Consider the following 7,147-nt stretch of genomic DNA (forward strand, 5'->3'; position numbering starts at 1 on the left):
GAAATCAACAACCTGATCATTTTGAACCCGGATTCCTTCTTCTTCTAATTTTTCTTGCATGAAGGTAGGAGTAGGAAAATGATTTTTGCCACTAAGCATTCCCATTCTATTAACTACCCGGTGAGCAGGAATGGAAGTTTCGGCAGTATGGGAGGCGTTCATGGCATAACCAACCATTCGGGATGACCGAGTAGTTCCCAAGTAACGTGCTATAGCACCATAGTTAGTTACTTTTCCGGGAGGTATTAATTTCACTACTTCCCAAACATCGGCAAAAAATGCAGAAGGACTACCAGTCATCTTTTTTCTTTGGAGCAGCAGTCATGCCTTTTTCCAAATCATTGATAACACGTTTTATTTCCTCATCAAGTTGTTGCATCCAGGTAGCGTTTCGTTCTGCTTGCGGGCTGGATTTGTCTAAAAGAGGTTCGGCAGGTTTATAGGAAGGACCTTTTAAATTGAATTTGGTAAATTCGTATCTGTATTTTCCGTCTTTACAAGCAATGGTAAGAGTGTATTGCATCAATTCTCCTGAATCTGTTTTAACACCTTTTTTATCTACATTATAAATTTTGAATCGAACAAACAATTCCAAGGTTTTGGCTTCATCATCCTTCTTTCTCAGCTTTTCTGTTGGGTTATTATAGAACTTGGAATACCATTCGTTGGCTCTTCTGAAAAGTTCAGTGGCATCCACTCCGGTTTGATTAACTACATCGGAATAGGTAATTAATTTAGTTTCTCTGTCTGTAGGAATAGGAGGGAAGTTTACTTGGGCGTTGGCCTTCACAGATGCCAAAACGAATAAGATAGCTACTACTTTTTTCATGTGCATTACAATTTGAACAAAATAACAATGGATTTGATTTTGTTTAGACTTCAATAGCAGAAAGAAATAAACAGGTTTATGAAAAGAATTAAAGCTTCTTTTTGCCCAAGCGCAAAGAGTTTCCAATAACCATAATATCTGAGAAAGCCATAGAGGCAGCGCCAAACATTGGAGTTAAATAGCCTAAACCTGCCACAGGAATGGCTACAATGTTGTAGCAAAAAGCCCAAAACAGATTTTGCTTAATAGTGGTAAGGGTAGCTTTACTTAATAAATAGGCTGTTTTCATTTTTTCCGGGAAACCATCACCTGTAATAACAATTCCCGCGGTATTGATTGCAATGGAAGAGGCATCTCCATGAGAAATTCCTACTTGAGCCGTAGCCAAAGCTGCTGAATCATTAATTCCATCACCAACCATAACTACTTTGTTTTCTTTGGAAAGTTTGGCAACTATTGCCTGCTTTTCTTCCGGAGATTTACTATATTGAATGTTTTGGAATCCCAATTCCTGGCCGATAGATAAGGCAACACTTGCCTTATCACCACTTAACAGCATGGTTTCAATGTTTTGATTTTTTAAAAACAAGACAAACTCCTTCATTCCTTGCCTAATTTGGTCTTTCAGGTGAAATTTTGCCTGAAGAATTCCATTTTTCGAAAGATAGACGATAGGAAAAATAGAATCATCGTTTTCACTACCAATAAAATCGGCAGATCCAAGTTTGAAAGTGGACCCGTCTTGGCCTTTTCCTGTAATTCCTTTACCTTTAATTTCTTGAACTTCTGCAAATGAATCTGAAGAGATCTTTGAATTATTGCGGATAGAAACACTCAAAGGATGATTAGAATATTGGGCCAATCCAGATGCAATTGACCAGGCATTTTCAGTAGAAAGTCCTGCATAGGTTTCTACTTTTTCAACCGAAAGTTCTCCTGTAGTTAATGTACCTGTTTTATCGAAAATAAAAATGTCTGCATGAGCAAATTGTTCTAAAACTTCTCCGCTGCGGAATAAAATTCCTCCTTTGGCAGCCCTACCAATTCCGACCATTACCGCAGTTGGAGTAGCAAGTCCCATGGCGCAAGGACATGAAATAACGAGAATTCCAATAGCGTTAATGACAGCAACTCTAAAATCCAGGTGAAAAACAAAAAAAGCAGCCAGGAATGCAAATACGGAAATTAAGAGCACAACAGGGACAAACCATGCACTTACTTTATCTCCTAAACGTTGTATTTTGGGAGGATTCATTTGTGCATTCTTGACTAAATCAATGATCCGGGTTAAACTAAAATCCTGGTAGCTTTTCTCTGTTTTCGCAATCAGGTTTCCTTGAAGCAAAAGGGAGCCGGCAAAAATGGTATCTCCCGGTTTTACGCTACGAGGCAAGGATTCACCTGTTAGCATGGCTTCTTCCACCGAACCATGACCACTTAAAATTACCCCATCACAAGGAATTTGAGCCCCTTCATTAATTTTAACTTGTCTACCTTTTTTTAAACTGGAAGCCTTGATTTCAACCCATTTTTCAACACTGTCCAACTCCTCCAATACCATGGCTTTTTGAGGTTGCAATGCTTTTAATTCTTTAATGGCTTTGGAAGTTTTTTGGGTACTACGATGTTCTATAAAATTACCTAACAATACCAGGGTTATTATACTTGCCGAAGTTTCAAAAAAGAGAAACTGATGAATTTCCGGTTTGCCGTAGAATAAGATCAATCCTCCCAAACTGTAAAGAAATGCTGCAGAAGAACCTGAAAATATTAATACATCCATGTTGGGAACTCCATGGTTAATAGATGCAATCGCGCTCCTGCCAAAAACACCAATTCCGATGATATAAACAGGTACCGAAAGTGCAAGTTGAAAGATGGGATTTCCTAAAAAGGAATGAGGAAAAACCATATGCAACATCAACAAAAGAGTAAAGGGAAGACTAATCCAAAACAAGCGTTCAATATCGGCATCATGGGAATGATATTCTGGACCATGGGTATGCTCTTCGGCCTCTTTGGGTGCCATGGTTTTGTATCCCATTACATTAATGGTATTAACAGCCAGGTCAATATCCTTTTCTTCCTTGGGTTTGAACATGATTTCACCAGTAGCATAGTTCCCTTTGACATCAGATAGGCCCATATTTTCTAGGGTTTTTACAATGCCAAGAGAGCAACTTGTGCAACTCATTCCCTCCACTTGTAGAATTACTTTCTCCATACTTTCAATAATAATAAAAATACGAACTAGTATAAAATGGATGATAAGGATGATAAATATCAAATAATCTACCTCTTATTCATCCAGATAATGCTTGTTTTTTCTAATAAATTTTAAATTAAAAACAAATAAACTTCCAATAATGGCTGGTAGTACCAGATTGATTAACCACAACCCAAAAGAGGCTGTTATGATACCTAATTTATTACCTGAGATCATTCCAAAAAAGAAAATGGCTACAGAACCTCTTATGCCTAACTCTGCAATGGAGATACTAGGGATTATTGATAAAACTAGAAAAACTGAAAACACCATCAATAACCCATCAAATAATGGCAAATCCACATTAAAAGTACGAAGCAGAATATAATATTGAATACTGAAAATTAGGTACCTGATGGAGCTTAAGGACAGCAATAAACCCAATTCCCCTTTGGTATAATAGGAGAATATTTTACCATATTTTTTTAATTTCCCCAAAAAGTGAATCTTGGAAATAATGGTGGTAAAAATGTATGAATTGATAAATACTACAACTAACAAGAATAAACCTACAATGACTAGCAAGGCCAAAATGAAGTATTTTAGAGGGGTAATAATGGTGAAGGATTGAAAGTAAACCGGATAAATGTATAACAGTCCAATGGTTCCAAAAATAATGGTGGCCAAAAGCTGGGCAATACTTCCTATCACAGAAGCAAGTGAAGCCTTAATTAAATCCGCATTTTCAAGGTGGAAAATTCTTCCTGCATATTCTCCAATGCGGTTTGGGGTGAAAATACTAATTGTAACTCCGGTAAAAATGGCTTCATAGGCTACCCAAAAAGATATTTGCTCATACTTCGTTACGAGCATTCTCCATTTTTCAGCTTCTATTCCCCAATTAACGAGCATGAGTCCAAGGGTAATTCCAAGGGATAGAAAATCAAAATGGTCACTAAATAATTCGGAGAAACCTTTTTTGATTTCTTCCAATTCCTGCTTATAAAAAATCTGACGGTAAATGAAATAGAAGGAAAGCCCAACAATGAAGACTTTCAGCAGAAAACTAGCTATTTTTGATTTATTTGCAGATTCCAATGTGTAACCCTATAGACAACATTAATTTCCAAAAAGTTGTACCAATTTATTTTCTAGGTCTTGACCTCTTAGTCCTTTGGCTAAAATTTTCCCATCCTTATCGATGAGAAAGGTCATTGGAATTCCGGTGATATTATAGGTTTTACAAAAACTACTTTGCCAATAGGCTAATTCACTTCCATGTTTCCAAATTAATCCATCAGTTTTAATAGCTCCAATCCAATTGTTTTTGTCTTTATCCAAAGAAACTGAGAATATTTCAAATCCTTTGTCGTGAAATCGTTTGTACATATTAACCACGTTTGGGTTTTCTCTCCTGCAAGGTCCGCACCAACTGGCCCAAAAGTCAATCAGAACAATTTTGCCTTTAAAATCTGAGAGACGAATTGGATTTCCTTCCGGGTCGGTAATACTAATTTCAGGAGCTGGAGTACCGATAGCCAACCTGGATAATTCATTTACCTTTAATCTAAAATTTTTAACATATTCTGAATTGGGGTAATTTTTTTCCAGATGAGGTAAAATATTCATAAAATATTGAACATCTGTTTCCGGATTTAGCTGTTCTGTAGCTGCCAAAGCCAACAAACTTCCAGGTTTAGTATCCAATATTTTTACAATATACTGCTTTTTGAAATACATACTTTTTTGAAGTTCGAGGTCCAAACTTTGAGCAATGCTATCCAGCCTTGGATGACCTTGCTGGGAATAGCCATAATAAACTTTCTGTAAACTATCCTGAAAAACAAATGTTTTTTGAAGATAAGAATTCAATTCCATAAATTCAATTGCTTCCTTAGAACCTTCCACTTTAATTGATTGAGATAGGTTTTGGGCATCTCCATTAGCAGATAATCTATCATTAGGTTTTATAAGGATAACAGCATAGTTTTTGTCTGAAACACGAATCCTGTAAAAGCCTTCTGCGGGAATTTCGGTATGAAATTCAAAGTTGCCGTTTTCATCCGTTACAACTTTATCTAAATTGGTTACCTGGGTTGGTAGCAATTGGTCAAAATACAATTCTACTTTGTTGGCATTGTTCAATTTCCCTTTTAATTCAAAACCTGTGGCACGACAACCTAAAAATTGAATCAATGGAAGAAAAAGAAGGATACGAAAGGATATTTTCATACTGTTGAATAGAAGATGCAAAATTAACTAATAATAAGTAAACTGGGGTTAATGGTATAAATAAATGCTAATGAATGCCTCGTTCATTCAGCGTTCGGTGGTATTGCCTGGCATTCTTATTATGTTGGTCCAGGTTCTCCGCAAATAGGTGAGAACCTGAACCATCACCTTTGGCACAGAAATACAGGAAAGCATGTTCCTTGGCATCTAAAACTGCATCAAGGGAAGCTTTACTAGGCATGCAAATAGGTCCTGGAGGAAATCCAAGGTTTTTATAGGTATTGTATGGACTATCAATGCTTGTATGCACACCTGTTACCCGACGAATGGAAAAATCCCCAACTGCAAAAACAACAGTTGGATCAGCCTGTAGAGGCATTCCCTTTTTTATTCGATTCAAATATACTCCTGCAATATTTCCCTTTTCAGGATTATAATTTGTTTCCTTTTCAACAATACTGGCCAAAATGGCTACCTCTCCCGGTGTCAGATTTTTTTGAGCAGCCTTTCTTTTTCTGGTTTCAGTCCAAAAGATAGTATATTCCTTCTCCATTTTTTTGAAAAAGGCTTCCGCATTGGTATTCCAGTAAAACTCATAGGTGTTTGGAATAAACATCCCAATTACATTATCCGGATTAAATCCAAAAGGATATAAATAAGCATGGTCGTTCAATAAGGTTATAATGGAAAGGCTATCTGCTTCTAGTTTATGAGAAATAATTCCAGCTAATTGCTCCTTTGTCCTGGCATTGGTTAGTATTAGTTTAATGGGCTCTTGTGCTCCAGATTTAAGGACACGGAGTAACTCGAAATTACCCATGCCTTTTTTAATTTTATACCTTCCGGGTTTAATAGCTTTTCCTGAATATTGCCTAAACTCTGCAAAGAACCTAAACGTGTTTTTGTTAATAATAATTCTTCTTTCTTCCAGCATGTCAACTACATCCTTCAATTCGGAACCTGTCTTAATATAGATGTAATCTTCTTGTTTATCCCCAAGGAAAACATTTGATTTAAATAAACTAAAATAAGTTAGAAAAGACCCACCCAATATACCTATTAAGGAAATTCCAAGTAGGGCGTAGATGGCTTTTCGTAAAAAGCCGGATTTACCTTGAATTTTTACCTTAGGCTTGTTGCTATTTTTTTTTCCCTTATTCATAGTTACAATTTGCAAAGAAAGCTAATATCTATGAAAGGCTTAGTATCCAATCATTGATTTCGGTTGGTAGATTTTCTGAATTAACAGAATTTTGCTTAATTGGTTTGCAAACCTCTTTCCAGATCGAATCAATGATTTCAGTAGATAGGGGTAATTCAACTAATCCCATTTGGTTTAGTATTTTTTTAAATTTATAAGCCTCTCTTAATTTCACAAAATGCCAAGTGTAGGAAGTTTCCTCCGGTGTTAAAAAGAAAACTGTTGAAATGGTTTTATTGCTTGTTTTATTCTTAATTATAAGTTTGAATATTCCTATTCCGAAAGATATTAATTTAATTTGTTTTATAGTGGAGTTCTGGATTGAAAATTGTAATTCATGACAAGGTATTGGCTCAGAATAATTTAATCTTTTTATTGTTATGTTAGATTCTAATGATTTGATTTTTAATACTTTATTCAAGCAGCTGGCTAAGTGTATGGGAGCATATCTCCAGTTGAAACGGAAGGTCATTGATTCGATTGATCCTTGTAGGTCTGATTCGTTAAGTGGGAAACTATTAACCTTGGATAGTTCGGATTTTGGTTTAGAAAAATTAGTGAAAATAAGTCCGGAAATAATTCTTGAGGAATAGGTTTTAAGGTTGCAATTGAGTGTTGGTTTTGATTGAAGAAAATCTTGGAACCCTTTTCCATTAGTGTCAAAATAGTAGTCATGTTC

The 7,147-nt window shown here is 35.9% G+C and carries 8 protein-coding genes; all 8 read right to left on the reverse strand.

Annotation, left to right across the window (positions count from 1 at the left end; genetic code table 11):
- Nucleotides 1–300: MGMT family protein (locus K1X82_14035; protein ID MBX7183226.1), on the reverse strand; the 300-nt coding region annotated here is incomplete at its 3' end.
- Nucleotides 290–829, reverse strand: coding sequence for a DUF4468 domain-containing protein (locus K1X82_14040; GenBank protein MBX7183227.1), 540 nt, complete (start codon nucleotides 827–829; stop codon nucleotides 290–292). The genes K1X82_14040 and K1X82_14035, both read right to left, overlap by 11 nt.
- 88 nt (nucleotides 830–917) lie before the next feature.
- Entirely contained in the window at nucleotides 918–3,053 is a 2,136-nt protein-coding gene (gene cadA, locus K1X82_14045; protein ID MBX7183228.1) for a cadmium-translocating P-type ATPase, read from the reverse strand.
- A 75-nt stretch (nucleotides 3,054–3,128) separates the two neighbouring features.
- Nucleotides 3,129–4,133 carry a flippase-like domain-containing protein gene (locus K1X82_14050; protein MBX7183229.1) on the reverse strand — a complete coding sequence of 335 codons (1,005 nt, stop codon included), beginning with the start codon at nucleotides 4,131–4,133 and terminating at the stop codon, nucleotides 3,129–3,131.
- Nucleotides 4,134–4,154: 21 nt separating this feature from the next.
- On the reverse strand, nucleotides 4,155–5,267 hold the full coding sequence (locus K1X82_14055; GenBank protein ID MBX7183230.1) for an AhpC/TSA family protein: 1,113 nt from the start codon (nucleotides 5,265–5,267) through the stop codon (nucleotides 4,155–4,157).
- 67 nt (nucleotides 5,268–5,334) lie between these two features.
- Complete coding sequence (mltG, locus tag K1X82_14060) at nucleotides 5,335–6,429, reverse strand: endolytic transglycosylase MltG (GenBank protein ID MBX7183231.1); 1,095 nt, start codon at nucleotides 6,427–6,429, stop codon at nucleotides 5,335–5,337.
- Nucleotides 6,430–6,457: 28 nt separating this feature from the next.
- The gene (locus K1X82_14065; GenBank protein ID MBX7183232.1) at nucleotides 6,458–6,889 is read right to left on the reverse strand and encodes a hypothetical protein; all 432 of its coding nucleotides are present in this window, start codon (nucleotides 6,887–6,889) and stop codon (nucleotides 6,458–6,460) included.
- Between the two features lie 47 nt (nucleotides 6,890–6,936).
- Nucleotides 6,937–7,147: hypothetical protein (locus K1X82_14070; GenBank protein MBX7183233.1), on the reverse strand; the 211-nt coding region annotated here is incomplete at its 5' end.

Source organism: Bacteroidia bacterium (genome assembly GCA_019695265.1).
GTDB lineage: Bacteria > Bacteroidota > Bacteroidia > JAIBAJ01 > JAIBAJ01 > JAIBAJ01.